Origin of the sequence: Synechococcus sp. W4D4, assembly GCF_047716805.1 — a bacterium.
Classification (GTDB): Bacteria; Cyanobacteriota; Cyanobacteriia; order PCC-6307; family Cyanobiaceae; genus Vulcanococcus.
Window position 1 is genome coordinate 906393 of sequence record NZ_CP180404.1, and the last position, 23898, is coordinate 930290.

At 61.5% G+C, this 23898-nt stretch carries 19 protein-coding genes; 14 read left to right on the forward strand and 5 right to left on the reverse strand.

Translation table 11 applies throughout. The features are described from left to right. Window positions 1–2649: a leucine--tRNA ligase gene (leuS, locus tag ACLM42_RS04930; RefSeq protein ID WP_415399933.1), complete on the reverse strand. Its 2649-nt coding sequence runs from the start codon at window positions 2647–2649 to the stop codon at window positions 1–3. A 42-nt stretch (window positions 2650–2691) separates the two neighbouring features. Next, complete coding sequence (locus ACLM42_RS04935; protein WP_415399934.1) at window positions 2692–2877, reverse strand: Hfq-like protein; 186 nt, start codon at window positions 2875–2877, stop codon at window positions 2692–2694. 98 nt (window positions 2878–2975) lie between these two features. Here ACLM42_RS04935 and dapF point away from each other — a divergent pair, with 98 nt between their 5' ends. The 5 genes from dapF to ACLM42_RS04960 all read left to right on the forward strand — a co-directional run bounded on the left by dapF (window position 2976) and on the right by ACLM42_RS04960 (window position 7877). Then, window positions 2976–4118 carry a diaminopimelate epimerase gene (gene dapF / locus ACLM42_RS04940; RefSeq protein ID WP_415399935.1) on the forward strand — a complete coding sequence of 381 codons (1143 nt, stop codon included), beginning with the start codon at window positions 2976–2978 and terminating at the stop codon, window positions 4116–4118. Next, on the forward strand, window positions 4115–5302 hold the full coding sequence (locus tag ACLM42_RS04945; RefSeq protein ID WP_415399936.1) for a cysteine desulfurase family protein: 1188 nt from the start codon (window positions 4115–4117) through the stop codon (window positions 5300–5302). The genes dapF and ACLM42_RS04945 overlap by 4 nt, the downstream gene beginning before the upstream one ends. A 24-nt stretch (window positions 5303–5326) precedes the next feature. Further along, window positions 5327–6016: a DUF1995 family protein gene (locus tag ACLM42_RS04950; protein ID WP_415399937.1), complete on the forward strand. Its 690-nt coding sequence runs from the start codon at window positions 5327–5329 to the stop codon at window positions 6014–6016. A gap of 62 nt (window positions 6017–6078) precedes the next feature. Then, the gene (locus ACLM42_RS04955; protein WP_247911013.1) at window positions 6079–6594 is read left to right on the forward strand and encodes a DUF4330 domain-containing protein; all 516 of its coding nucleotides are present in this window, start codon (window positions 6079–6081) and stop codon (window positions 6592–6594) included. Between the two features lie 2 nt (window positions 6595–6596). Then, complete coding sequence (locus ACLM42_RS04960) at window positions 6597–7877, forward strand: D-alanyl-D-alanine carboxypeptidase/D-alanyl-D-alanine-endopeptidase (protein WP_247911012.1); 1281 nt, start codon at window positions 6597–6599, stop codon at window positions 7875–7877. Here ACLM42_RS04960 and ACLM42_RS04965 read toward each other — a convergent pair. Then, on the reverse strand, window positions 7874–8809 hold the full coding sequence (locus ACLM42_RS04965; RefSeq protein ID WP_247911011.1) for a hypothetical protein: 936 nt from the start codon (window positions 8807–8809) through the stop codon (window positions 7874–7876). The two genes, ACLM42_RS04960 and ACLM42_RS04965, sit on opposite strands and share 4 nt — an antisense overlap. Before the next feature lie 20 nt (window positions 8810–8829). Then, complete coding sequence (coaD, locus tag ACLM42_RS04970) at window positions 8830–9306, reverse strand: pantetheine-phosphate adenylyltransferase (protein WP_247911010.1); 477 nt, start codon at window positions 9304–9306, stop codon at window positions 8830–8832. An 83-nt stretch (window positions 9307–9389) separates the two neighbouring features. Between coaD and ACLM42_RS04975 the strand changes: the two genes are divergently transcribed. Genes ACLM42_RS04975 through ACLM42_RS05005 form a run of 7 tightly spaced genes read left to right on the forward strand, consistent with a single transcriptional unit; the run spans window position 9390 to window position 15576 of the window. Further along, window positions 9390–9872: a flavin reductase family protein gene (locus ACLM42_RS04975; protein ID WP_247911009.1), complete on the forward strand. Its 483-nt coding sequence runs from the start codon at window positions 9390–9392 to the stop codon at window positions 9870–9872. Next, window positions 9869–11917 carry an excinuclease ABC subunit UvrC gene (gene uvrC / locus ACLM42_RS04980; RefSeq protein WP_415399938.1) on the forward strand — a complete coding sequence of 683 codons (2049 nt, stop codon included), beginning with the start codon at window positions 9869–9871 and terminating at the stop codon, window positions 11915–11917. The genes ACLM42_RS04975 and uvrC overlap by 4 nt, the downstream gene beginning before the upstream one ends. A 5-nt stretch (window positions 11918–11922) precedes the next feature. After that, entirely contained in the window at window positions 11923–12210 is a 288-nt protein-coding gene (locus tag ACLM42_RS04985; protein WP_247911910.1) for a hypothetical protein, read from the forward strand. Next, window positions 12207–13730: a cryptochrome/photolyase family protein gene (locus ACLM42_RS04990; RefSeq protein WP_415399939.1), complete on the forward strand. Its 1524-nt coding sequence runs from the start codon at window positions 12207–12209 to the stop codon at window positions 13728–13730. Before ACLM42_RS04985 ends, ACLM42_RS04990 begins: the two co-directional genes overlap by 4 nt. A 29-nt stretch (window positions 13731–13759) precedes the next feature. Continuing rightward, window positions 13760–14344, forward strand: coding sequence for a protoporphyrinogen oxidase HemJ (hemJ, locus tag ACLM42_RS04995; RefSeq protein ID WP_247911006.1), 585 nt, complete (start codon window positions 13760–13762; stop codon window positions 14342–14344). Beyond that, window positions 14344–15012 carry a PHP domain-containing protein gene (locus tag ACLM42_RS05000; protein WP_415400130.1) on the forward strand — a complete coding sequence of 223 codons (669 nt, stop codon included), beginning with the start codon at window positions 14344–14346 and terminating at the stop codon, window positions 15010–15012. The genes hemJ and ACLM42_RS05000 overlap by 1 nt, the downstream gene beginning before the upstream one ends. 27 nt (window positions 15013–15039) lie before the next feature. After that, window positions 15040–15576 carry a hypothetical protein gene (locus tag ACLM42_RS05005; protein ID WP_415399940.1) on the forward strand — a complete coding sequence of 179 codons (537 nt, stop codon included), beginning with the start codon at window positions 15040–15042 and terminating at the stop codon, window positions 15574–15576. Here ACLM42_RS05005 and cobN read toward each other — a convergent pair. Continuing rightward, the gene (gene cobN / locus ACLM42_RS05010) at window positions 15573–19262 is read right to left on the reverse strand and encodes a cobaltochelatase subunit CobN (protein ID WP_415399941.1); all 3690 of its coding nucleotides are present in this window, start codon (window positions 19260–19262) and stop codon (window positions 15573–15575) included. The two genes, ACLM42_RS05005 and cobN, sit on opposite strands and share 4 nt — an antisense overlap. A gap of 86 nt (window positions 19263–19348) precedes the next feature. Here cobN and ACLM42_RS05015 point away from each other — a divergent pair, with 86 nt between their 5' ends. Both ACLM42_RS05015 and metH read left to right on the forward strand, forming a co-directional pair. Further along, a complete protein-coding gene (locus ACLM42_RS05015; RefSeq protein ID WP_247911907.1) occupies window positions 19349–20266 on the forward strand; it encodes a branched-chain amino acid transaminase in 918 nt (305 codons plus the stop codon). Window positions 20267–20273: 7 nt separating this feature from the next. Beyond that, window positions 20274–23882 carry a methionine synthase gene (gene metH, locus ACLM42_RS05020; protein WP_415399942.1) on the forward strand — a complete coding sequence of 1203 codons (3609 nt, stop codon included), beginning with the start codon at window positions 20274–20276 and terminating at the stop codon, window positions 23880–23882. Window positions 23883–23898: the final 16 nt, after the last annotated feature.

Consider the following 23898-nt stretch of genomic DNA (forward strand, 5'->3'; position numbering starts at 1 on the left):
TTAAGGCACCAGATTCACCAGTTTCCCAGGGACGACGATGACTCGGCTGGGGGCTTTGCCCTCGAGCCATTTCGCCGCAATGTCGCTTTCTAGGGCCAGCCGCTCCAGGGTGGCCTTGTCAGCATCCGCTGGGACCTCGAGGTTGCCTCGAACCTTGCCCTTGATCTGAATCACCAGCGGGACTGTGTCCCGGACAAGGGCTGAGACGTCGCTTTCGGGCCAACGCTGCGTGTGGATGCTGGTGTCAGCGAGAGTGTCATCACCGTTGCGGCCGCCGAGCTTCAGCCAAAGCTCTTCCGCCAAGTGCGGTGCAAAGGGTGCGAGCAGGATCAACAGCGTGCGAAGGGCTTCACATGCGAAGACGTCGGAGCTGTCCGCCAGGTGGGTCCCCATGGCGTTGCTCAGTTTCATCAGCTCAGAGACCGCCGTATTGAACTGAACGTCTCCATCGAGGTCGTCGGTGACCTCTTGGATGGCGGTGTGCACGGCGCGGCGAAGCTCCTGCTCGGCCGTAGAAAGGGGTACGGCCGAGCCCATGGCCTCGGCCACGGCCTCAGCCGAACCTGCTCCATGAGCCAAGCTCAGACCCCGCTCTCGGGCGGTTTCCGCCAGGCGCCAGATGCGCTGCAGGAAGCGGAACTGGCCTTCCACATCGGCGTCATCCCACTCCAGATCCTTCTCTGGGGGTGCTTTGAACAGGATGAACATTCGCGCCGTGTCGGCGCCGTACTTGTCGACCACGACAGCGGGATCGACGCCGTTGTACTTGGACTTCGACATCTTCTCGAAGAAGGTGTCGAGGGGATCTCCTGTGAGTGGATCCCGAGGATCAGTGGCATCCGCCACCTCGGAGGGGGGGATGTACTTGCCCGTTTTTGGGTTTTTGTAGGTGATGCCCTGGACCATCCCTTGGGTGAGGAGGCGTTGGAAAGGCTCGTCGAAACCCAGGAGGCCTCGATCCCTCAGCACCTTCGTGAAAAAGCGGGAGTAGAGGAGATGAAGAATGGCGTGCTCGATGCCGCCAACGTATTGATCGACAGGTAACCACTGATCAACAGCGTTCTTTGCGAACGGCAGCTGGCTGTTCTTGGCGTCGCTGTAACGGAGGAAGTACCAGCTGGAGCACATGAAGGTGTCCATCGTGTCGGTCTCCCGCCGGGCAGGTTTGCCGCAACAGGGGCAATCGACGTTGACCCAACGCTCCAGCTGGGCGAGTGGCGAGCCGCCCTTGCCACTGAAGGCAATATCCCTAGGGAGTTCGACTGGAAGTTGCTCGCTGGGGACAGGAACAACACCGCAGCTCTCGCAGTGAATCACCGGGATTGGGCACCCCCAATAGCGCTGCCTTGAAATCAACCAATCCCTTAGGCGGAACTGGACTTTCCCCTTCGCCCAGCCGCCCTCCTCGCCGGCCTTCGTGATGGCGGTTTTGGCGGCTGTGTTGGTCAAACCATCGAAGCCCGCCGAGTGGATCAGCACTCCGGACTCGGTCCATGCACCCCCTTCAAAGGCATGTTCATCACTGCCTTCGGGAATGATCACCTGCTTGACGGGAAGTTCGTACTGGCGGGCGAAAAGGAAATCGCGTTGGTCATGGGCTGGTACGCCCATCACGGCCCCCGTCCCGTATTCGGCCAGGACGTAGTCAGCAATCCAGATCGGGATCAGTTCGCCATTGGCGGGGTTCCGCACCTGTGAACCGATCGGAACACCGCGCTTGGGCTTGTCCTCTGCGGTGCGATCCTGCTCGCTTTGGCGTGAGACCAGGTCACAGAAGGCCTCCACCTCCGTTTGGTGAGCAACGGTCGTTAGGGCCGGGACCAAGGGATGCTCGGGTGCCAAGACCACATAGCTCGCACCAAACAAGGTGTCCGGCCGGGTGGTGAAGACGGTGACACGCTCCTCAGTGTCCTGACCGCCGGCATCGACAACGGTGAAGTGCAGTTCAGCCCCTGTGCTCCGACCAATCCAGTTGGCCTGCATTGTGCGCACCCGCTCAGGCCAGCCGTCCAACTGGGAGAGGTCGTCGAGCAGCTGCTGCGCGTAGTCGGTGATTTTCAGGAACCACTGGCGCAGTTTGCGCTTCTCCACCAGCGCACCGGAGCGCCAGGAGCGTCCCTCGCTATCCACCTGCTCGTTGGCGAGCACGGTCTGGTCAATCGGATCCCAATTGACGGTGGCATCTTTTTGATAGGCCAGTCCTGCCTCAAGGAATTGCAGGAAGAGCCATTGGGTCCAGCGGTAGTAATCGGCGTGGCAGGTGGCCACCTCCCGATCCCAATCGATGGAGAGCCCGAGCTGATCAAGCTGCTCCCGCATGGAAGCGATGTTCTGATCGGTCCAGGCACCGGGGTCCACGCCCCGTTCAATGGCGGCGTTCTCGGCGGGCAGGCCAAAGGCGTCCCATCCCATCGGATGCAAGACCTTTTTTCCGCGTAAGCGTTGAACCCTGGCGACCACATCGGTGATCACGTAGTTACGGACGTGACCCATGTGCAGGTTCCCTGAGGGGTAAGGGAACATCGAAAGGGCGTAAAACGCCTCATCGCCGGCCTTGACCTCTGGGGTGCTGTGCAGCCCGTTTGCCTTCCAGGCCCGTTGCCAGCCGGCCTCTGTGGCCTGGGGTTGGTAGCGGCTGGACTCGCTCACGGGCGGATCGGGAGTGGAGCAGTGATGCTCCCATAGCTGCTGTTAAGTCAGCGGCCGTAGCAGCACGATGGCGTCCCGATTGATCAGAACAGCGGCTGCTCCTGTCTCAGGCTCCAGAGCCAGAAAGCAGGCATCGATCCACAGCGGACGACCGCTCAGGCTGCTGCCATTGCTGAGTTGAAGGGAGAGCGGACTCTCTGAACGAATCCATGCCTGGATTTGACGCACTCCCGGTTGAGAGGTGTCGAGGTCTCCGGACCGCCCTTCTCGACTGCTCCCCATAGGATCGATCGAACTGGTGAGCCTGCATCAACAGGCTGTCGCGCGTGTTCCAATTCAGCAAGTACCAAGGGCTTGGCAACGACTTCTTGATGCTCGACGGGCGTCAATCCGGCGATACCGAATTTCTCTTTGGCTTGACCCCAGATCTGGTGGTTCAGCTCTGTGACCGGCGTTTTGGTGTCGGAGGGGACGGCGTGATCTTGGCGCTGCCGCCAAACGCCGGGGGGGAACTGCGGATGCGCATCTTCAACGCCGATGGCACCGAACCCGAAATGTGCGGCAATGGCATCCGCTGCCTGGCGCGCTTCCTGGCGGATTGCGATGGGGACGGCCCTGGGCGCACCTGGCAGATCGACACTCTGGCTGGGCGCATCGTCCCGGAACTGCTCCCCGACGGGACGATCCGTGTGGACATGGGGGCTCCCTTTCTCAACCCCAGCGACATCCCTACAACCCTGGAAGTCGGGGAGGCCCGACTTCCCATGGGTGAGCTGGAGATTGATGGGGAGCGGTTTGCCGTGGCGGCCGCTGGCATGGGGAACCCCCACGTGGTCGTTCCCGTGGATGCCGTCGCTGAGATCGATCTCGATCGCTTTGGCAGTCAGCTGGAGGTGCACCCTGCCTTCCCCGCCAAGACCAATGTTCACTTCGTTGAGGTGCTCTCGCCTTCGCACCTGGTGATGCGGGTCTGGGAGCGCGGAGCTGGTCCAACGCTGGCCTGTGGCACCGGCGCTTGCGCCACGTTGGTGGCCTGTCACCTCCTGGGTCTCTCCGAGCGCACGGCTCGCCTGGATCTCCCGGGTGGACCACTTCAGATCCATTGGGATGCCATCAACGGCAAGGTCTTTATGGACGGGCCGGCCGAGCACGTTTTTGACGGTTCGATCCCTGACCCGGCGGCTGTTGCCGCTGCGCGCCAGCAGGCCGCTGGAGGGCTTCGCTCGGATCATTCCGAGGTGGATCTGCCAGCAGTCGAACAGCCGCAAGGCTCAGGGAGGAGCGAGGAAGGGATTGATTGCTCCACGGTCTGCGCCAATGGCTGCATTCGCCCAGAGAATTGCCCAAGCGAGGCTGCACGGGCCAAGGTCGCTGAACTGCTGAACAACACCTCGTTGGATGACCTGGTGACGATTGCCACCAACTCCCTCGAATCGCGCACGCGGGCCCGTTTTGAGCGGGAGACATGACCTTGGATCTGCGCCGATACCTCGACTGCGCAGCTACAACCCCGGTACTGCCAGAGGTACAGGCGGAGATCCAGCGCGTTGATCGCGAAGCCTGGGCGAATCCCTCAAGCCTCCACGGCTTCGGCCTAGCGGCTGCTGAGCAGCTCGAGCGCAGCCGTGAGCAGATCGCCGGCCTGCTCGGTTGCAGCGGTCAGCTGATTTTCAGCTCAGGTGGCTCAGAGTCGATTCATCTCGCGCTCCAGGGTTCTGCTGCGGAGCTCTGGGATCAGCAAAGCAACCCGCCACGGCTCTTGCTCTCAGCCGTTGAGCATCCCGCCACCGAAGCGGCGGCGCAGCAGCTCCAGCGACAGGGCTGGAACGTAGAGCGAATCCCTGTGAGCCCTCAAGGTCTGATCGATCTGGACGCCTTGCGCCACCACCTGGCGCGGCCGACCCAATTGGTTTCGCTCATCTGGGGTCAGAGCGAGGTCGGTGCGTTACAGCCGCTCCAGGAGATCGGAGACCTCTGCCGCGAGGCGGGCGTGCTCCTTCACGTCGACGCCGTTCAGGTGGCGGCTCAACGCCCCATTGATTTCGACGCTCTCCCGATCGATCTGATGAGTGTGGCCAGCCACAAGCTCAACGGTCCCCGTGGGGTCGGCGCTTTGTTAGTTCGTGAGGGGATCAAGCTCCGCCCGATTCAGTCCGGTGGTGGCCAGGAGCGGGGCCTGCGCTCCGGCACTGAACCGGTGGCCTTGATCGCTGGCTTTGCCAAAGCCCTCGAGCTGCTCCAGGTCCGGCGCTTCAAGGACGGGCAGGATCCGATGCCCTCCCTGCGCGATCGTCTGTTGTCCGCAGTGCTGCAGGTCCCTGGCCTGCAACTCACAGGCCCTGACCCACGCGCCCATCCAAAATTGCGCCTGGCGAATCACCTCAGCCTGCTCGTGCGGGCGGCAGATGGCCGGCCCCTGTCCGGGCGCGCTGTCGTCCGGGAACTCTCGCGGTCCGGCTATGCCATCAGTAGTGGTTCAGCTTGTAGTAGCTCCAGGGCTGCTGGTAGCCCTGTTCTTGAGGCGATGGGCATTGATTCGCACTGCTCGGCCAGTGGGATTCGTCTCTCCCTTGGTTCCTGGCACACCGAGTCCGATCTTCAGGACATTCCGGAAGCGTTGCGCTTGGCCATCGCGTCGGTGGCGGCTGATTAGGGTCAGCCGAACGACATGGTCTGGATGCTCCCCGCCGATCTGCGACGTGCTGAAGCCGAAGCCGTCGAAGCGATTCTGGCTGCCTTGGCTAGCCAGACCAAGGGCTTCTGGACCGCTGAATTTCGCTTTGAGGGACTGCGCATCCTCCCGGTGGCCCTTCGTTTGTTGAGCGCCCTGACCCACGCCCATTCCGATGCACGCCTGGTCTTCCCCGATGCGGGGGCTGCTGCCTTGGCGAAGCGTGATGCGGCGGAGCAGGCGGCTGGCATCACCGAACTCAGTGGAATCAAGCGCCTCCAGCAGGCCGATGGCGGCAGTGATGGCCTTCTGGTCCTCGTGGCACCAACCCCAGCGGACTATGTGGATGTGGAGGCGGTCTGTGCCCTGCACCGCGGCAGTGTTGTGCTGCTGAACGGCAAATTGGAAGATGCCGCAGTCGGCATTGGCACTGTTGCCCGAGAGCGCCGCAAGGGCTTCCTGTCTGGTTGGCAATCCGCCTATGCCCTGATCCCGACAGGCGATGGGGCACTGCGACGCGCCTTTCCCCAGGATTGGCAGCTCTACCGCCAGGATCCCGATGGCTACCGCTTCGTTCGGGAGTTTGAGGCGAAGCCGGATGCCGAGCAGATGACCGATGCCCTCGAGGGTGAAGACGGCGGAGTGGTCCGTGGCCTCAAAGCCGTCGACCGCCTGATTGAGGGTCTGCAGAACTAGGCCAGGGGAATGCTTGTTTCGGCGGCCCAGCCTCCGTACAGTTTGAACTCTGTTTCTCTGCCATGCCTGTGTTGTCGCGTCGTTTCTCGCTGGTGGATGCGGGGGCTGCGGCGGCTGTGGTCCTGGCTATTGGCGGTGTGCTCTGGAGTCCCAAGCTGAGTGGTGCCGTCGCCCGTGCCACCGGTGGTCTCCAACCCGTCACGGTGTTTGTGGATGTCCGCAACGTACCGGTGGCCAACCCGTCGGCCTTGATCGCTGGTGCAAAGGAGCAGGGCAAGGTCGCGATCGTGATCCGCAACCAACCCCATGGTTCGGTGACCGTGGATGACGTCATTCCGCTGCAACGGCAATTGGCTGCGGTCTTCGCTGACGGCAAGGTGGTCACCGCGCCAGATCCCAACCAGAACCAGCTCGGCAACTTGGACGCCCGCTTTGTTCTCAAAGGAGAAGGGCGTAAGGGTGCAGGCGGCGTCGTCTTCGGCAACCAGACCCTGAAGATTGGAGCACCGATTGAACTAGAGGGCCGTGCGTTCCGGCTGAACGGTTCAGTCTCTGGTCTCCAGCTCGGTCAGTCCTGACCATGGCGGGGCTCCGCGCTGGAGTGGGTCTCGGGCTAGGCCTGGCTTTGTTTCCCTGCGTTGCCCTGCAAGCGGCGATTCCAGAAACCACCCAGGCAGCCAGGGCCATTGCCCTGCCCCCGGCGCCTCCGCCGTTGGGGCTGCCCCAGCTGCAGGCCCGGGTCAGTTGCCCGGCCCTTCAGAACCGCCTGCGCCAGGTGCTCGGCAGTGAGGCCAGTGTCTGGAGTGTGAGCGTGGCCGATGAATCCGGTCGTCTCCTGGCAGATCTCAATGGTCTGACGCCTCGCATCCCCGCCTCCAATCAGAAATTGGTGGCGACTGCGATTGCCCTGGATCGTCTCGGACCGGATTACAGCCTCACGACGCGACTTTGGCGCCAATCCGACGGAAGCCTGCTGATTACCGGCGAGGGGGACCCCGATTTCAATACCCCTCAACTGCAGCGCTTCGCCAAGTTGGCGCTGGGTCAAGGCGGTAGTGGATCGCCGGCACCGTCCGCGGTCCGAATCCAACTCCAGGAGGAGCCTCCCCAGCGTTGGTGGCCAGCGGGATGGCCCGGCGAGGATCGCGTCGAGGCCTACGGCGCTCCGATCACCCGTTTGGCGGTGACGAGCAATGCCAAAGCGATGGCCGTGAGCGATCCCCCCAGTCGCCTGCAGCAACTCTTGGGCGCGGAGATCCAGCGTCAGGGCGGTCAGGCGGTGATCACCACCGTGAGTCCAGCCCGATCGGGAAATCCCTCCTCAGGCGCTGTTTTGCTCCATGAGGAGCGCTCCATTGGCATGCACGGCCTGCTCAGCCTGGCCAACACCGAAAGCCACAATTTCACCGCTGAGGTGCTCCTACGTCAGGGCACAGGGAGTTGGGACCAGGCCACCAGTCAGGCGCTGGCCAGCCGATGGCTCGCCGCCCAGGGGTTACCGATGGCAGGGGTCAAGGTCGTCGACGGCAGTGGCCTTGACCGCGGGAATCGACTCACCAGTCGCCTGCTGGTGGCTCTGATGTTGCGGATGGCTCAACATCCGATGGCGGATCACTACTTCGCTTCGATGGCGATCGCTGGCGAGCGTGGGACCTTGCGTAACTACTGGTATGACACCGAGCTGCAGGGTCAGTTTTTCGGCAAGACCGGAACGATCCGTGGGGTTCGTTCCGTCAGCGGGTTGTTGGACACCAGCTCGGGCCCCCGCTACATCAGCATGATCTCCAACGGATCTGCAGCCCCCAATTCGGTCATGGGGCAACTCTTGCGTCAAACCCGCAATGGGGCGCTCTGCCCCTAGCGATTTCCAGCTGCCCTGCGGATGCGATCAGCTGCGCGGCGGGCGCGGGTGATCGGCACGGCTTGCTGACCTGAGGTTGGATTGGGCACAAGGGAGGCGGGGTTAACGCCTTGGAGCTTCACCAGCTCTCGCTTGCCGGCAACGACCACCTGGCCCATCTCCCGCAGACGGTCCTCCAGTTCACCCAGAACCTGCTCGGCGTAGCGGTTAGCACCCTCTTGAATGGAGCTGGCTTCCTGCCGGCTGCGGGCGATGAGTCCCTCGCATTGTTGCTGGGTCTGCTGGCGGAATTGCAGAGCATCGCCCTGAACGCGCTCGGCTTCGGCCTGGCTGCTCTGTTGAAGCCGAAGGGCCTCAACACGGACTTTTTCCAGTTCCGCAATGCTTTGCTTGCGCGCTTGTTCGTGTTGTTCGCTCAGCTGGCGCTTGAGTTCAATGGCTTCCTGGTCCAGCTGTTGTCGGCGCTGCAGTCCTTCTTGTTCCAGCTGCTGACGACGCTGGCTGAACTGTTGCTCCAGCTGGGCCAGCCTGGTTTGGTGTTCCTGTTCTGTTTTGGCGACCTGCTGGCGCGCTTGGGCGATCATCTGCTCGCACTGCTGGCGGGCCTGCTCGCGCAGCTCGGCCACCTGACGCTCCGCCTCGCTGCGGATGGACTGGCTGTTGATCAGCTGGTCGCGCTGCTGTTTGGCCTGGGCAACGATGTCGTCGGCCTTTTGACGGGCCTGCTGGATGAACTCGTCCTTTTTCGCCACCAGCTCGTCGGCCTTCACCAGCTGAGCTGGCAGCGCATCACGAACGGCATCCATCAACTCGATGGCGTCCTGCTCGTTCACCAGGCGACCGCCGCTGAACGGGACGCGGGTGCCGTCGAGGACGACTTCCTCCAGTTGATCCAGCTGGTCGAGCACGGAGGTCAGCTGCGTCTCAGACATCAGCGGGGTGCATGGAGGGATTACTGATTAAAAAGCCTCGATAGATCTTCTGCCACTCCTGTGGGGACCATGTGACCAACCGGTCCGCCGAAACGGGCCACCTCTTTGACGACTGAACTGCTCAGAAAGCTGTGGGCCGTTGCCGTGGCGAGGAACAGCGTTTCGAGTTCTGGAGCGAGGCTTTTGTTGGTGTGTGCGATCTGGAGCTCGTACTCAAAATCGCTCAAGGCTCTGAGGCCGCGCAGGATCACCCCTGCCCCACTCCGATGGGCAAATTCCACGGTCAATCCGTCAAACGCCGCGACTTCGACCTGGCTGAGATGGCTCGTCGCACCACGGATTTGTTCGATCCGCTGGTCAACGCTGAAGCACGGATTTTTGCTCGGATTGCGGAGCACGGCCACCACCAGACCGTCGAAGAGATGGGACCCCCGTTCAATCACATCCAGATGCCCCAGGGTCAGGGGATCAAAGCTGCCGGGATAGAGGGCTTTCATCCTCTGATCCTAGAAAATCCCGGCTATGGGAGACCCGCAGACGGACTGCTGTTCCTAGAGTTTGGGCACTGTGAGACCGATCCATGGCACTGAATGCAGACGCCAAAAAGACCTTGCTTCGCAAGATTCCCCACGGTGTCTTTATCTGCGGCGTGGCGGAAGGCGATGAGGTGAACGGCTTCACCGCGAGCTGGGTGACCCAGGGCTCCTTTGAACCACCCCTGGTGGTGATGGCTGTGCGCGCAGATAGCACCAGCAACGGGATGATTCAGCGCACCAAGCGCTTCTCGTTGAATGTCCTGGCGGCCGATCAGAAGGACCTGGCTGCGGTGTTCTTCAAACCGCAAAAAGGCGTTGGTGGTCGTTTTGATGCTGCCCCCTTCAGCCTGGGTGAACTCGGACTGCCGATCCTGAATGACGCCCTGGGCAGTGTCGAGTGTGAGCTGATCGGGCAGGTCGCCCATGGAGACCACACCGTCTTTGTCGGTGAGGTCAAGAGCGCCGTTCTCAACCGTGATGGTGCCGCCCTCGAACTGAGCAGCACTGGCTGGCAGTACGGCGGGTGAAGTCCCTGCTGCAGGACCCGGCTCGGCTGAAGGCTCGTCTGAAGGAGGTCCCCACTGAGCCGGGCTGCTACCTGATGCGCGACGCGGAGGACCGGATCCTCTACATCGGCAAGGCCAAGGTTCTGCGCAACCGGGTCCGCAGCTACTTCCAGAGCGGGAGCGGCCATGGCCACTCCCCGCGGATTGCCCTGATGGTGAGGCAGGTTTGCGAGATTGAGTTCATCGTCACCGACAGCGAGGCGGAGGCGTTGGCCCTCGAGGCCAACTTGATCAAGAACCACCAGCCGCACTTCAACGTGCTGCTCAAGGACGACAAGAAATACCCCTACCTCTGCATTACCTGGAGCGAGGCTTATCCGCGGATCTTCATCACCCGTCGGCGTCGTTTTCGCTCCCCCTTAGATCGGTTCTACGGGCCCTATGTCGACGTTGGGCTGTTACGCCGCACCCTGGGCTTGGTGAAACGGGTTTTCCCCCTGCGCCAGCGTCCGCAACCGCTTCATCGCGATCGGACCTGCCTGAACTTCGATATCGGCCGCTGCCCAGGGGTCTGCCAGGAAAAGATCAGCTCTGAGGACTACCACCGCACCCTTCGGCAGGTGGCCATGGTCTTTCAGGGGCGCAATGAGGAGCTACTCGAACTGCTCCACGAGCAGATGCAGCGCTACGCCGAGCGGCTGGACTTCGAAAGCGCTGCTCGCGTTCGTGATCAGCTCCAAGGCATCGACACCTTGACGGCCGACCAAAAGATGAGCCTGGGCGATAGCTCGGTCTCTCGGGACGTACTGGCCTTGGCGGCCGACGAACGCGTGGCAGCAGTACAGCTCTTTCAAATGCGGGCAGGAAAGCTGGTGGGTCGCTTGGGCTTCACTGCCGATGCGATTGGCATGCCCCCGGCGGCGGAGGGCGCTGGCGGAGACCTTCCCCCATCGCCGGAGCGTCGAGACGCCATGGGGCGGGTCCTGCAGACGGTGATTGAAGAGCACTACAGCCAGGTCGAGGGGGTGGAAATACCCCCTGAGCTCTTGCTTCAAGCCCCGTTGCCTCAACAGCAGCTCATCGAGGACTGGCTCTCTGAACTGCGCGGACGCAAAGTCCGCTTGGCGGTGCCGCAGCGTGCCCAAAAGGCGGATTTGATCGAGTTGGTCGAGCGCAACGCCAACTACGAATTGGAGCGCGCCCGACGGGCCAGTGAACAGAACCTGCTTGCCACGGAGGACCTGGCTCAACTGCTCGAACTGAATACGCCTCCACGCCGCATTGAGGGATACGACATCAGTCACATCCAAGGGAGTGACGCGGTGGCCTCCCAGGTGGTCTTTATCGATGGCTTACCGGCCAAGCAGCACTACCGCAAATACAAGATTCAGAGCAGCTCGATCCGCTCCGGACACTCCGATGACTTCATGGCGATGGCCGAGATCATGCGCCGTCGTTTTCGCCGCTGGGCGCAGGCCAAGGCAGCGGGAGCGGACCTCAGGGACTTGCGGCGATCAGCAGGCTCAGCGCTCCACACCGGTGGGCTCAACGACTGGCCCGATGTGGTGATGATCGATGGAGGAAAGGGCCAGCTTTCGGCAGTCATGGAGGCCCTGCGTGAACTGAACCTGGATGAGGATCTGGTCGTCTGCTCCTTGGCCAAGCAACGGGAAGAGATCTTTATCCCAGGGGTGAAGGACCCGTTGGATAGCGAGCCTGAGCAGTTGGGCGTTCAGCTCCTGCGCCGGCTGCGAGATGAAGCCCACCGTTTTGCCGTGAGTTTCCACCGTCAGCAGCGGGGCGAGCGGATGAAACGCTCACGCTTGTCCGACATTCCAGGTCTTGGACCCAAGCGCATCAAGGAGCTGTTAGCCCACTTCCGCTCCATCGATGCGATTCAGCTGGCGAGTCCTGAGACGCTCGCTGCCGCCCCAGGCATGGGGCCAGGTCTGGCCAAGGTGATCTGGGATCACTTTCACCCGGGCGCAGACGAGGTCGTCTCGGCCGATCCGCAGGATGGAACGTCCGACATCGAGAATGGACGTTCTTTGGAGCTCGCTGGTTGAAGCCGTTGCGTTGGATCTTGGCTTCCATCAGCGTTCTGTTGCTGGCCTGTCCCCCCACGGTCTGGGCGGCCCCAGGCCTGTGCATTGGACCCATCTGCGCCGATGAAATCAGCCGCAGCGCGAAACATCATTTTCAGCTCCGCATGCGAATCAGTGACCAACGGGGCCATCGCGAGCGGATCGTGATTGATTGCCGCAACGGGCAACTCTCACCGGCCGCCGGGCTTGTTGAGCGTGGTTATGCCAAGGCAGTAGCCAGCAAGGCCTGCCGTCTGGCAGGTGAGCCGGCATGACCATCGGGATTTGGGTCCTAGGCGATCAACTCAGCCTTGAGCAAGCTGCCCTGGCCAGCTCGAGACCTGAGCGTTCCCGCGTGTTGCTGCTGGAGAGCTGCTCCGTCCTGGAGCGGCGGGCTTATCACGCCCAAAAGATGGTTCTGGTCTGGAGTGCCATGCGGCACTTCGCCGGCGATCTCCGCGATCAAGGCTGGACGGTGGACTGCCTTGAAACCGAGCAGTTCAGCACAGGATTGTTGGCCTGGATCGAACGCCACGGCATCGAGGAGCTGCGTCTGATGGAGCCGGTCGACCGCGGCTTCCGCAACGCAATCGAGCGGCTTTCACTCCCGATCCCTCTGCAATGGATTCCGAGCAACGCGTTCCTTTGGAGCCGCGACGACTTCGCCGATTGGGCGGCCCGGTACAAGCAACTGCGGATGGAGCTCTTCTATCGCGAAGGGCGCAAACGCTTTGGCGTGCTCATGGACGATGACGCTGAACCGATGGGCGGGCAGTGGAACTACGACCAGGACAACCGCAAGCCGCCCACCAAGGGCCTCTCAGGCCCAGCGCCCCTCTGGTTTAAGCCCGACGCCATCACGGAAGCCGTCATCGAGAAGGTCGAGGGGCTGCGAGAGCGCTTTGCCCTGCCAGGTCGTGCCCACCCCTTCCGCTGGGCGGTCAGTCGCAAGCAGGCCCTGGAGGTCCTGGAGCACTTCATCGCGACCCGCCTTTCCGGGTTTGGTCCCTACCAAGACGCGATGGTCAGCGGTGAACCGACCCTCTGGCATGCCCTGCTCTCTCCCTACCTGAATCTGGGTTTGCTCCATCCGCTGGAAGTCATCCAGCGTCTTGAGGCAGAGGGCCTCGCTCGACAGGTACCCCTAGCTGGTCTGGAGGGTGTGATTCGCCAGATCCTGGGCTGGCGTGAATACACACATGGTCTGTACCACTGGTTTGGTGAGGACTACGCAGTGGTCAATCATTTCAAGGCCACAGCGCCACTACCGCACTGGTTTGAGGAATTGGGCGGCAGCGGCATGCGTTGCCTGGACACCGTCTTGGGTGAGATCAAGACCAGTGCTTACGCCCACCACATCCAACGCTTGATGCTGCTGGCGAACTACGGGCTGCTCGCTGGACTGGATCCCCAGGCACTGACCGCTTGGTTCCATCGGATGTTCATCGATGGCTTCGATTGGGTCATGCTCACCAACGTCCTGGGAATGGGCGTGTTTGCCGATGGGGGGCGCCTAGCCAGCAAGCCCTATGCCGCCAGCGGGAACTACATCAAACGGATGAGCAACTACTGCAACGGCTGCGCGTTTGACGTCAAACAACGCACCGGTCCGCAGGCCTGCCCCTTCAACAGCCTTTATTGGGACTTTCTCGCCCGCCATGAGCCAGAACTCAAGCGAAACCACCGCATGGGCTTGGTGATGAAACAGTTGAGCAAGCTGCCGGAGGAGGAAATCGCCGCGATTCGGTCCAGCGCAGCGAACCATCGCGCCATGGCCGCCTCTGGTGCCACCTAACTTGTTGCCCAGTTCGGCTCCGGCCTGTGATGACCCTGGCGGCCCTTCCCCCTGAGGCCTACCTCTGGTTCAAGACCCTGCACATCGTTGGGGTCGTGGTTTGGTTTGCCGGCCTCTTCTACCTCGTACGGCTGTTCATCTATCACCGAGAGGCCGAAGAGCTCGAGCCTGCTCTCAAGGACGCCTTCCAGGCCCAGTACGGCTTGATGGAGAAGCGACTGGCGAACATCATCACCACCCCGGGCATGGTGGTTGCAGTCTCCATGGCGATTGGGCTGCTTGTGGCCAATCCCGCCTGGCTGCAACAGGGTTGGATGCACGCCAAGTTGGGCTTTGTCTTGGCCCTGCTGGCCTATCACTTTTTCTGCTATCGCCTGATGGGGCAGCTGCAGCAGGGAAGTTGCGGCTGGAGCCCCAAACAGCTGCGAGCCCTCAATGAACTGCCGACTCTGCTGTTGGTGATCGTGGTGATGTTGGTGGTGTTCAAAAACCAGTTCCCAACGGGAGCTGCCACCTGGTTCCTCGTGGCGCTGGTGGTGTTCATGGCCGCGTCGATTCAGTTCTATGCGCGCTGGAGGCGCCTACGGGCTGAGAAAGAAGCCGCTGCCGCCTGATCCCTGTGCCCAGCGACGCTCGCCACCACCCCCTGGTCCCGGTGCTGGAAACGGTCACTGCTTCCTGCTGCCCTGGTCGGCTGAATTTCCATTGCCACACCACCAACAGTGACGGCAGTCTTCACGCGGAGGCCTTGGCTGCTCAGGCGCTCTCCATCGGTTTAGAGCACCTGGCGGTCACCGATCACCACAGCACCGATTCCTTCAGGCCGATTCAACAGTGGTTTGAGCAGCAATCAGAGGCCGGTGCCACCACCCCTCATCTCTGGAGCGGGATGGAGATCAGTTGCTTACTCGAAGGCTGTTTGGTTCATGTGCTGGCCTTGGGCTTTGAGCTGGACCATTCAGCGCTGGAGCCCTACCGCCAGGGGCAGGCCCCCGTCGGAGAGCCCTTAAAAGCAGTTGAAGTCCGCCGCAGGATTCATGCGGCAGGTGGATTGGCCGTTCTGGCGCATCCGGGGCGCTATCGATTGCCGTTTCACAGGCTGATTCCTGCGGCAGCGGACCTGGGTTTCGATGGGGCCGAGGCCTTCTACGACTACGAGATGCAAGCGCGTTGGCATCCAACACCATTGGTCTGTGAATCAGTGACCCAATTGCTCGACAAACACGGCCTTCTGCGAACTTGCGGCACTGATACCCATGGCTTGGAGCTTTGCGGCCGCTAGGGTCTCCCAAGATCGTGAAATCTTGCGATGGGCCTGTTTGACCGTCTCCTAGGGAGTGACAAGCAGCAGGCACCCGCCACAAAGCGGGAACCTGCGAAAAAAGAAGAGGCGTTCTTCCTTGATGCTGATACGTCCAGCAGCATGGGAAATGTCGACTTCATGCGGCAGTCCAACACGATCCGGCGAACCTTCCCAGGCACAGTCGACAGCCCTGGGAACAAGGAGATCGTCGATGAAGTGGCTTCGTTGACTGCACGTCGAGTGAAGGAGTCCGCTGGATTGGGCGACCCGAAGCCTGCAGAAGCTCAGGCGGATCTCACCGGTGGGATTCCCAAACAGGTGAAGAAGACGTTCTGTGAGCCAATGACCATGGCTGAACTGGATGAACGCAAGCGCGGTTCCTCCTTCGGTGTGAACGTTCCTGGTGGTCCCGCGGCGATCAAAGCTGAGCAGGAACAACAGGCAGAGGTTGCGGCACAGGAGCAAAAGCCTGCATCGACGTCCACGTCCCAGTCCAAGGCCGGTGACATCGGTGCCTTCAAAGGCTGGGTGAAGGACCTCTAACCCTCAATCAAAGCCTCAGCGCTTAAGACCAGCTCCCGCAAATGCGCGAGCTGGTTTTTTTGTGCCCCACTCCAGAGCCCACGGTGGTGAGCCTCCAAGAGCCGCTCGCCCATGTCCCGTAGGGCCCAGGGGTTGTGAGTTTTAAGAAAGTCCAAGACCGCAGGGGACTCAAGCCACTGCTGACAGATCGAGCCATAACTCCAATCCGGAACGCGGCCGGTGCTGGCGTCATAGGCGAAGAGGTAATCGAGGCTTGCGGCCATTTCGAAGCCACCCTTGTAGCCGTGCTGCAGCATCCCTTCAATCCAGCGAGGATTCAAAACGCGGGAGCGCAGCACTTTGTCGAATTCCTTCTCAACCCGATGGATTCGCGGCCGCTGATGCCGTGAATGGTCTCCAAACCAGACAGCGGGAGCGACTCCGCGCAGGGACTCCACCGCTGCACTCAGACCGCCCTGGAACTGGTAGTAATCGTCAGAATCCAGGCAGTCGTGTTCACGGTTGTCCTGGTTCTGCAAGACAACTTGAACAGACTCAAGCCGCTGCTTGAAGCCGCCGCGGTCGGACGCGATCCGCAGGGCACCGGTGCCATCCCCCTCGTAGCGCCAGCTCCCCCAATTCAGGTAGGCCTGGGCCAGATCAGCCCGCTCCTCCCACTCGCCACTGTCAATGAGCCCTTGGAGGCCAGCGCCATAGGCACCAGGGGCAGAGCCGTAGACCCGCCAGGCATGACCATCCTGTTTGGCGGCGGCCGCGAGGGGGTTATCGCTGGCTGATTCATCGGCGAAGGCCACCAATGCGGTGGCACGGTTCACCCAGCCCACCAATTGGGGAAAGGCATCCCGGAACAGACCCGAGATCCGCAAGGTCACATCCACCCTGGGCCGGCCTAAGGCCGAGAGCGGGATCAATTCGAGATCCACCAGCCGCCGACTCGGCCCATCCCAGACTGGCCGGACACCCATGAGGGCGAGGGCCTGGGCAATGTCTTCGCCACCATTGCGCATCGTGCTGGTCCCCCAGACCGAGAGGGCGAGATGGTGCAGCGGTTCGCCCTCCTCCATGAGGTGTTGATCAATCAGCAATTCGGCGCTGCGGCGGCCAAGGTCCCAGGCCGCTTCTGTCGGTAGACCGCGCAGATCAACGCTGTAGAAATTGCGGCCTGTGGGCAAAAGGTCCGGACGTCCACGGGTCGGAGCACCGGAGGGGCCGGCAGCAATCCTCTGGCCAGCGACCCCGCGCAGGAACGCGGACTGCTCGGCCTCCCCGCAGTGCAACAGGTTCGGAACCAAACGCGTCTTCAACCGGGTCAGCACGATCTCGGTCTGTGGACCAATGCTCGAGCTGATGCTGGATTGGCCCAGAAGATCGCGGCAGAGCTGCAATGCCTGTTGCTCCAGCCACTCGATCGCGTCACCGCAGCGACGCGGCTGCTGGAGACCGAACTCCATCAGACGCCCTTGATCAGCGGCATCGAGGGGTGTCTCTTCGAGGTCGCTCCAAGGATCGACAAGAAGGGCGGCATCGCGGGCCAAGGCCTGGGTGAGGCCAAGCCCTTGGTCCTGGGGGGGGCGGGCCAGACAGGCCAGCAATTCGGCCAGGGCCTCGTCCGCGGGGAGTGAACCAAAGCGGTGTAGTCCTGTGCGGATCTGCGCTTCCTTGAGCTCACACAAATACCCATCGGCAGCATCAAGGGGGTCATCCCCTTCTGCGCTCGCCAAGACATCGCCCAGTTCCGAAACGCTCAGCTGCTCCAAGATCTCGGAGCGCAGCGCTTCACTGCGGGCGCTCCCAAGTTGCACAGCTTCCCAGTACTCATCAATCAGCGCCTCGAGCTCGCGCAGATCTCCGTGGAGTCCGGCGCGCCCTAAAGGAGGCGTCAGGTGATCAAGGATCACGGCCTGGGCGCGGCGTTTGGCCTGGGACCCTTCACCAGGGTCATTGACGATGAAGGGATAGAGGTGGGGCATCGGCCCAAGAGCCAGTTCCGGGAAGCAGCTGCTCGAAAGTCCCAGACCTTTTCCGGGAAGCCATTCGAGATTCCCGTGCTTGCCGACATGGCAGACCAGCTGCACCTGAGCGCATTGGTTCAGCCAGAGGTAGTGGGCGAGATAGTGATGGGTCGGAGCCAGATCCGGAGAGTGGTAACTCAGGCTCGGATCCCTGTCGTAACCACGGGATGGCTGGATCATGACCACCACGTGACCGAAACGCAGACCATGGATCGGGAACCCATCCCGTTCAAGACAGGGGTCTTGCTCGGGTGGCCCCCACTGGGTCTCCAGGCTGCTTCGGACAGCGCTGGGCAAGGCCCCATACCAAGCGAGGTAGTTCTGAAGGGAGAGATGGGCTACCGGCTTGAGGTGGGTGCTCTCCGGATCATTGGTACGGCCGGCCAACAGGGCCGTGATTAAGGCATCGCCATCGCAGGGGAGATCAGAGCCGACCTCATAGCCAGACGCCCCTAACCAATGGAGCATCGCTGCAGCGCTGGCTGGGGTATCGAGACCAACCCCATTGGCCAGACGGGCGTTGCGCGTCGGATAGTTCGCCAAAACAAGCGCAAGTCGGCGCCTGGGCGCCGGTGTGGCACGCAGGTCACACCAGCGCTGAACCAGCTGGGCTATCCAATCGAGCCGTTCGGGGTCTGGTACGTAGTGATGCAGGGCGGTGGCTAGGCGGTCGTCGGCATTGGCAAGCTCCTTGAAGGCTCCGACCCGTGTGGTGATGCGGCCATCAAGTTCTGGCATCGCCACCTGAAGGGTCAGATCCAGCGAAGCCAAGCCCACGGGACTGGCCTGCCAACCCTCCCGTGACTGGGTGCTGCAGAGCACCTGAAAAATCGGGACACCGAGCTCCTCCCAGAGCGGGGCACCAAGACCCGCCTCGGCGAACTGAACAGAAGCAAAGGATGTGGTGCAGAGAACCGCATCAACCTGTTCCCGTTGGAGCAGATCAAGGGCACCCCTTTGAACACCCGGGTCCCGCAAACTGCTGACCCAGAGAGCGCGCGGACTCATCCCCCGCTGCCTGAGGGCATCCAGGAGAGCCTCCGATAGCGCCAGATCACCGGATTGCAGGAGCGCTCTGTAGAGAATCACCCCAACCCGAGGTCCGGGCTCGTCTCGCCAGTCATGGGCCTTGGGATCCTCAACGGCTTGCGCCTGGGGCAGCGTGACCTGGCCTTGCTCGAGAAAGGAACCCAAGCTCTGCAGGACAGACAGAAGATTCCCAGCACCGCCTTCCCGTAGGCACTGACTGCTAGCCACCGCCAGCGCAGCAGGAACACTGCTCAAGGCAGCCAAGGCCTGGTCTTCATCCTCGGTTCCCGCCAAAACCACAAGATTGCGATCCGGGGCCGACTGCGCCCACTGCCTGAACTGTTCGAGGCCATAACTCCAATGGCCCCGTCCGCCCAGCAGACGGATCAAGACGATCCGCGTGCCACTCAAGCTGGTGCGGATGTAGTGGTCCAGAACCGCCGGGTGCTGGAGGCTCGCCAGATTCAAGCCCTGGATTTGACGTCCTTCGCCAGCCGGAAAGCGGTTTTGATCGAGCGTGGATGAGAGCGCGGCCAGGTCCGTATCAGCGCTCGAGAGGAAGACCAAGTCGGCCCCCGGCTGCTCCACGTAAGTGACCCCGTCATCAGGGCTCTGGCTACCGGGGACAGCCGCGAGACGGTGCATCAATCCATCTTGCTGGTTCAGGGCTCGCGCTTGGGCACCAGGCAGTGAGAAGATCGTCTGCAGCTGTGGCCGCCCCCACCGACCCCATGCATCAGTTCCTGCCCTACGCCTGGTTCGGTGGCAAGTGTGTTCCTTTTGCTGAGGCCACCCTCTCGGTAGCGACCCACGCCCTGCATTACGGCACCGGTGCGTTTGGTGGGATGCGGGCCATTCCGAACCCCGCCGATGCCAACGAAATCCTGCTGTTCCGAGCGGATCGCCATGCCAGACGTCTGAGCCAAAGCGCCCGTCTTCTGCTGACCGAACTCAGCGAAGACACGATCCATGCTGCGATCCACCAATTTCTGCGCGCCAATAAACCGACGTCTCCTGTCTATCTGCGGCCATTCGTCTATACGAGCGATCTCGGTATTGCACCCCGCCTACACAACATCGAGACGGACTTCCTGATTTACGGGCTCGAGCTGGGTGATTATCTGTCCCCCGAGGGTGTCAGTTGCAGGATTAGTTCCTGGACCCGCCAGGAGGACCGTTCTCTCCCCCTACGCGGCAAAATCAGTGGTGCATACATCACCAGTTCATTAGCGAAGACCGAGGCGGTCAAAAGCGGTTTTGATGAGGCCCTGCTGCTCAATAGCCGCGGCAAGGTCAGCGAGGCCAGCGGCATGAATTTGTTCCTGGTTCGCGACGGTGTCCTGATTACACCTGGGGTCGATCAGGACATCCTTGAGGGCATCACTCGCTCCAGTGTTCTTGAACTGGCCAAGACCATGGGCATACCCACCCTCGAGCGGCCCGTCGATAAAAGTGAGTTGTTCATCGCCGATGAGGTTTTCCTAAGCGGCACGGCTGCGAAGGTCACCCCCATCCGCCGGGTAGAAACGACAGAACTCAGTGCCGAGCGTCCGGTGATGAACGCCATCCGTGAGCGCCTGACGGCCATTACGGAAGGGCGTGATCCAGCCTTCGACCACTGGGTCACCCGCATTCGCCTCGACGGCTGATCGATCGATGCTGGCGACTCAACGAATCGGTTTTCTCGAGCGACTGCACAGCCCCGAGCGGCCCGTGTTGGTTTTTGATGGCGCAACCGGAACGTCCTTGCAGCAGATGGATCTGACTGCCGATGATTTCGGTGGTCTGGCCCTCGAGGGCTGCAATGAAAACCTCGTCTTCACCCGACCCGATGCCGTCCAGGCCGTCCATCGACAGTTCCTTGAGGCGGGCTGCGATGTGATCGAGACCGACACCTTCGGAGCGACCTCCACGGTGTTGGCCGAATACGACATCGAAGACCGGGCTTTTGAGCTGAATCAGCGAGCGGCGGAACTCGCTCGGGAAATGGCTGCGGCGTACTCGACGCCCGATAAACCAAGGTTTGTGGCGGGCTCCATGGGCCCGACGACAAAGCTGCCAACCCTGGGGCACATCGGCTTCGATGAGATGCGCGACTCTTTTGCCGAACAAGCAGAAGGCTTGATCGCAGGCGATGTTGATCTTTTCATCGTTGAAACCTGCCAGGACGTTCTGCAAATCAAGGCAGCGCTCCAAGGGATTGAACAGGCCTTTGCAAAAACGGGACAGCGGCGGCCCTTGATGGTCAGCGTGACGATGGAGACCACCGGCACGATGCTGGTGGGCTCGGACATCGCTGCTGTGGTCTCCATTCTTGAGCCATTTCCGATCGATGTCCTCGGTCTGAACTGCGCGACGGGCCCCGAGCAGATGAAGGAGCACGTCCGCTACCTCTCGGCCCACAGTCCCTTTGTGGTGAGTTGTATCCCGAACGCGGGATTACCCGAAAACATTGGGGGTGTGGCGCACTACCGGCTCACCCCTACTGAGATGAAGATGCAACTGATGCACTTCGTTGAAGACCTGGGTGTTCAGGTCATCGGTGGATGCTGCGGCACCACACCGGCCCATATCGCAGCTCTTGCTGAGCTCGCTTCAGAGTTGAAGCCGGCTGAACGCTCCGTGCGTGGCAGTGTTGAGCCCGATCCCGAGGCACCCCGGCCAGCCCTGCAGTACGAGCCGTCGGCGAGCTCGATTTACGGCGTCACCCCTTACCAGCAGGACAACTCCTTCCTGATCATTGGTGAGCGTCTCAACGCCAGCGGCTCCAAGAAAGTTCGGGAGTTGCTCGCTGAAGAGGACTGGGATGGCCTGGTGTCGGTGGCCAGGGGCCAGGTCAAGGAGAACGCCCACGTTCTCGACGTCAACGTCGACTACGTCGGTCGCGATGGTGAGGCCGACATGCATGCGTTGGTGAGCCGTTTGGTGACCAACGTCAACCTTCCACTGATGCTGGACTCCACGGAGTGGCAAAAGATGGAAGCCGGCCTCAAGGTGGCCGGTGGTAAGTGCATCCTCAACTCCACCAACTACGAAGACGGTGACGAGCGCTTTTTCAAAGTGCTCGAACTGGCACGCAACTACGGCGCCGCCGTGGTGGTCGGGACCATCGACGAAGAGGGGATGGCCCGGACTGCGGAGCGTAAGTTTGCGATCGCCCAACGGGCTTATCGCGATGCCGTGGAATTCGGCATTCCCGCCCACGAGATCTTCTACGACCCTCTAGCGCTACCGATCTCAACGGGCATCGAAGAGGACCGCGAAAACGGACTCGCCACGGTTCAGGCGATTCGCATGATTCGCGAAAACCTCCCGGGCGTGCATGTCGTCCTGGGAGTCAGCAATGTCAGCTTTGGTCTCTCACCAGCGGCTCGGATTGTCCTGAACTCCGTCTTTTTGCATGACTGCTGTGAGGCGGGCATGGATGCGGCGATTGTCAGCCCCGCCAAGATCCTCCCCCTGATCAAGATCAGTGAGGAGCACCAACAGGTCTGCCGAGACCTGATCAACGACAGCAGGCGCTTTGAGAATGGAGTCTGCGTCTATGACCCCCTCACCGAACTGACCACCCTGTTCGAAGGGGTCTCAACAAAGGAGGCGAGAGCTTCCGGTCCGTCCTTGACCGATCTGCCCATCGAGGAGCGTCTGAAGCAACACATCATCGACGGCGAGCGCATTGGTTTGGAAGATGCGCTGAAAATCGCACTTGAAACCTATCAACCACTCCAGATCATCAATACCTATTTGCTGGATGGCATGAAGGTGGTTGGTGAGCTCTTTGGTTCAGGCCAAATGCAGTTGCCCTTCGTCCTGCAAAGTGCCGAGACGATGAAGTCAGCCGTCGCCTTCCTCGAACCCTTGATGGACAAGGTGGAAGGCGAGAGTTCAGCTAAGGCCAAGTTTTTGATCGCCACGGTCAAGGGTGATGTCCATGACATCGGCAAGAACCTTGTCGACATCATTCTGACGAACAACGGTTATGAAGTGATCAACCTGGGGATCAAACAGCCCGTTGAGGCGATCATTGAAGCCCAGCAAGAACACAACGCCGATTGCATTGCCATGAGCGGACTGTTGGTCAAATCAACAGCCTTCATGAAGGACAATCTTGCGGCCTTCAACGATGCGGGGATCAATGTTCCTGTCATCCTTGGCGGAGCGGCCCTGACCCCTCGCTTTGTCAACAAGGACTGCCGCGAGGTCTACGGCGGGCAGGTGATCTACGGGCGGGATGCTTTCGCAGATCTTCGGTTTATGGACGCCCTTGTCTCGGCCAAGGCGGACGAGCAGTGGGACAACGTCCAAGGTTTCCTTGGGTCGATCCCCGATGGACTGGGTCTCGAAAACGTCAACGAGGTCGCCCACTCCGATTCCTCCGCTGATGCACCCGCAGCGGAAAGCGCCGGAGCTGCGGCTCTAACCGTCACGACGGAGCGCTCAGACACCGTCCCGGAGGAACAGGCGCTGACCCCTCCGTTCTGGGGAAGCCAGGTCCTCCTCGAGGACACCATCGATATCGAGGAGGTCTTTGGCTTCCTGGATCGCAATGCCCTCTTCGCTGGTCAGTGGCAGCTGCGTAAGGCCCAGGGCCAGTCCCGAGAGGACTACGAAGCGATGTTGGCGGAGAAGGCCGAGCCGGTCCTCCAGCACTGGAAACAACGCTGCATTGACGAGGGGTTACTCACCCCTCGAGTGGCCTATGGCTATTTCCCCTGCGGCAGGGATGGAAACGCTCTTGTGGTGTTCGATCCCGAGGAGCGCCAGATCGAACTGGGGCGCTTTGAGCTGCCTCGCCAACGCTCCGGCAACCGCTACTGCATTGCCGATTTCTACCGCGATCTAGCGCCCGGAGCCTCTGACGTCCTGCCCATGCAGGCCGTGACCATGGGTGAGCGAGCCACGGAGTTCGCCCAAGAGCTCTTTAAAGGAGATCAATACAGCGATTACCTCTACTTCCATGGGCTTGGTGTGCAAATGGCTGAAGCCCTGGCTGAGTGGGTCCATGCCCGCATTCGCAGTGAATTGGGTTACCCCGACCCTGCGGAGATGCCCCTGCGGGATGTTCTGGCCCAGCGCTATCGCGGCAGCCGCTATTCCTTTGGCTATCCGGCCTGCCCCAATGTGCCTGATTCCCGTCAGCAACTGAGCTGGCTGGGCAGTGAGCGGATTGGGCTGAGCATGGATGAAAGCGACCAGTTGGAGCCGGAGCAGAGCACCACAGCCCTCGTCGCATTGCATAGTCGGGCCCGTTATTTCTCCGCTTAGGGTCGAGGGCCTCTCA

Excerpts from the sequence above, each read along its gene's own strand:
- ACLM42_RS05015 (WP_247911907.1), top strand. The coding sequence starts at position 19,349 with ATGCATCAGTTCCTGCCCTACGCCTGGTTCGGTGGCAAGTGTGTTCCT.
- ACLM42_RS04965 (WP_247911011.1), bottom strand. The coding sequence starts at position 8,809 with ATGTCTGAGACGCAGCTGACCTCCGTGCTCGACCAGCTGGATCAACTG.
- ACLM42_RS04955 (WP_247911013.1), top strand. The coding sequence starts at position 6,079 with ATGCCTGTGTTGTCGCGTCGTTTCTCGCTGGTGGATGCGGGGGCTGCG.
- cobN (WP_415399941.1), bottom strand. The coding sequence starts at position 19,262 with ATGCACCGTCTCGCGGCTGTCCCCGGTAGCCAGAGCCCTGATGACGGG.
- ACLM42_RS04975 (WP_247911009.1), top strand. The coding sequence starts at position 9,390 with ATGGCACTGAATGCAGACGCCAAAAAGACCTTGCTTCGCAAGATTCCC.
- ACLM42_RS05005 (WP_415399940.1), top strand. The coding sequence starts at position 15,040 with ATGGGCCTGTTTGACCGTCTCCTAGGGAGTGACAAGCAGCAGGCACCC.
- metH (WP_415399942.1), top strand. The coding sequence starts at position 20,274 with ATGCTGGCGACTCAACGAATCGGTTTTCTCGAGCGACTGCACAGCCCC.
- ACLM42_RS04990 (WP_415399939.1), top strand. The coding sequence starts at position 12,207 with ATGACCATCGGGATTTGGGTCCTAGGCGATCAACTCAGCCTTGAGCAA.
- hemJ (WP_247911006.1), top strand. The coding sequence starts at position 13,760 with ATGACCCTGGCGGCCCTTCCCCCTGAGGCCTACCTCTGGTTCAAGACC.
- ACLM42_RS04960 (WP_247911012.1), top strand. The coding sequence starts at position 6,597 with ATGGCGGGGCTCCGCGCTGGAGTGGGTCTCGGGCTAGGCCTGGCTTTG.
- ACLM42_RS04950 (WP_415399937.1), top strand. The coding sequence starts at position 5,327 with ATGCTCCCCGCCGATCTGCGACGTGCTGAAGCCGAAGCCGTCGAAGCG.
- ACLM42_RS04945 (WP_415399936.1), top strand. The coding sequence starts at position 4,115 with ATGACCTTGGATCTGCGCCGATACCTCGACTGCGCAGCTACAACCCCG.
- coaD (WP_247911010.1), bottom strand. The coding sequence starts at position 9,306 with ATGAAAGCCCTCTATCCCGGCAGCTTTGATCCCCTGACCCTGGGGCAT.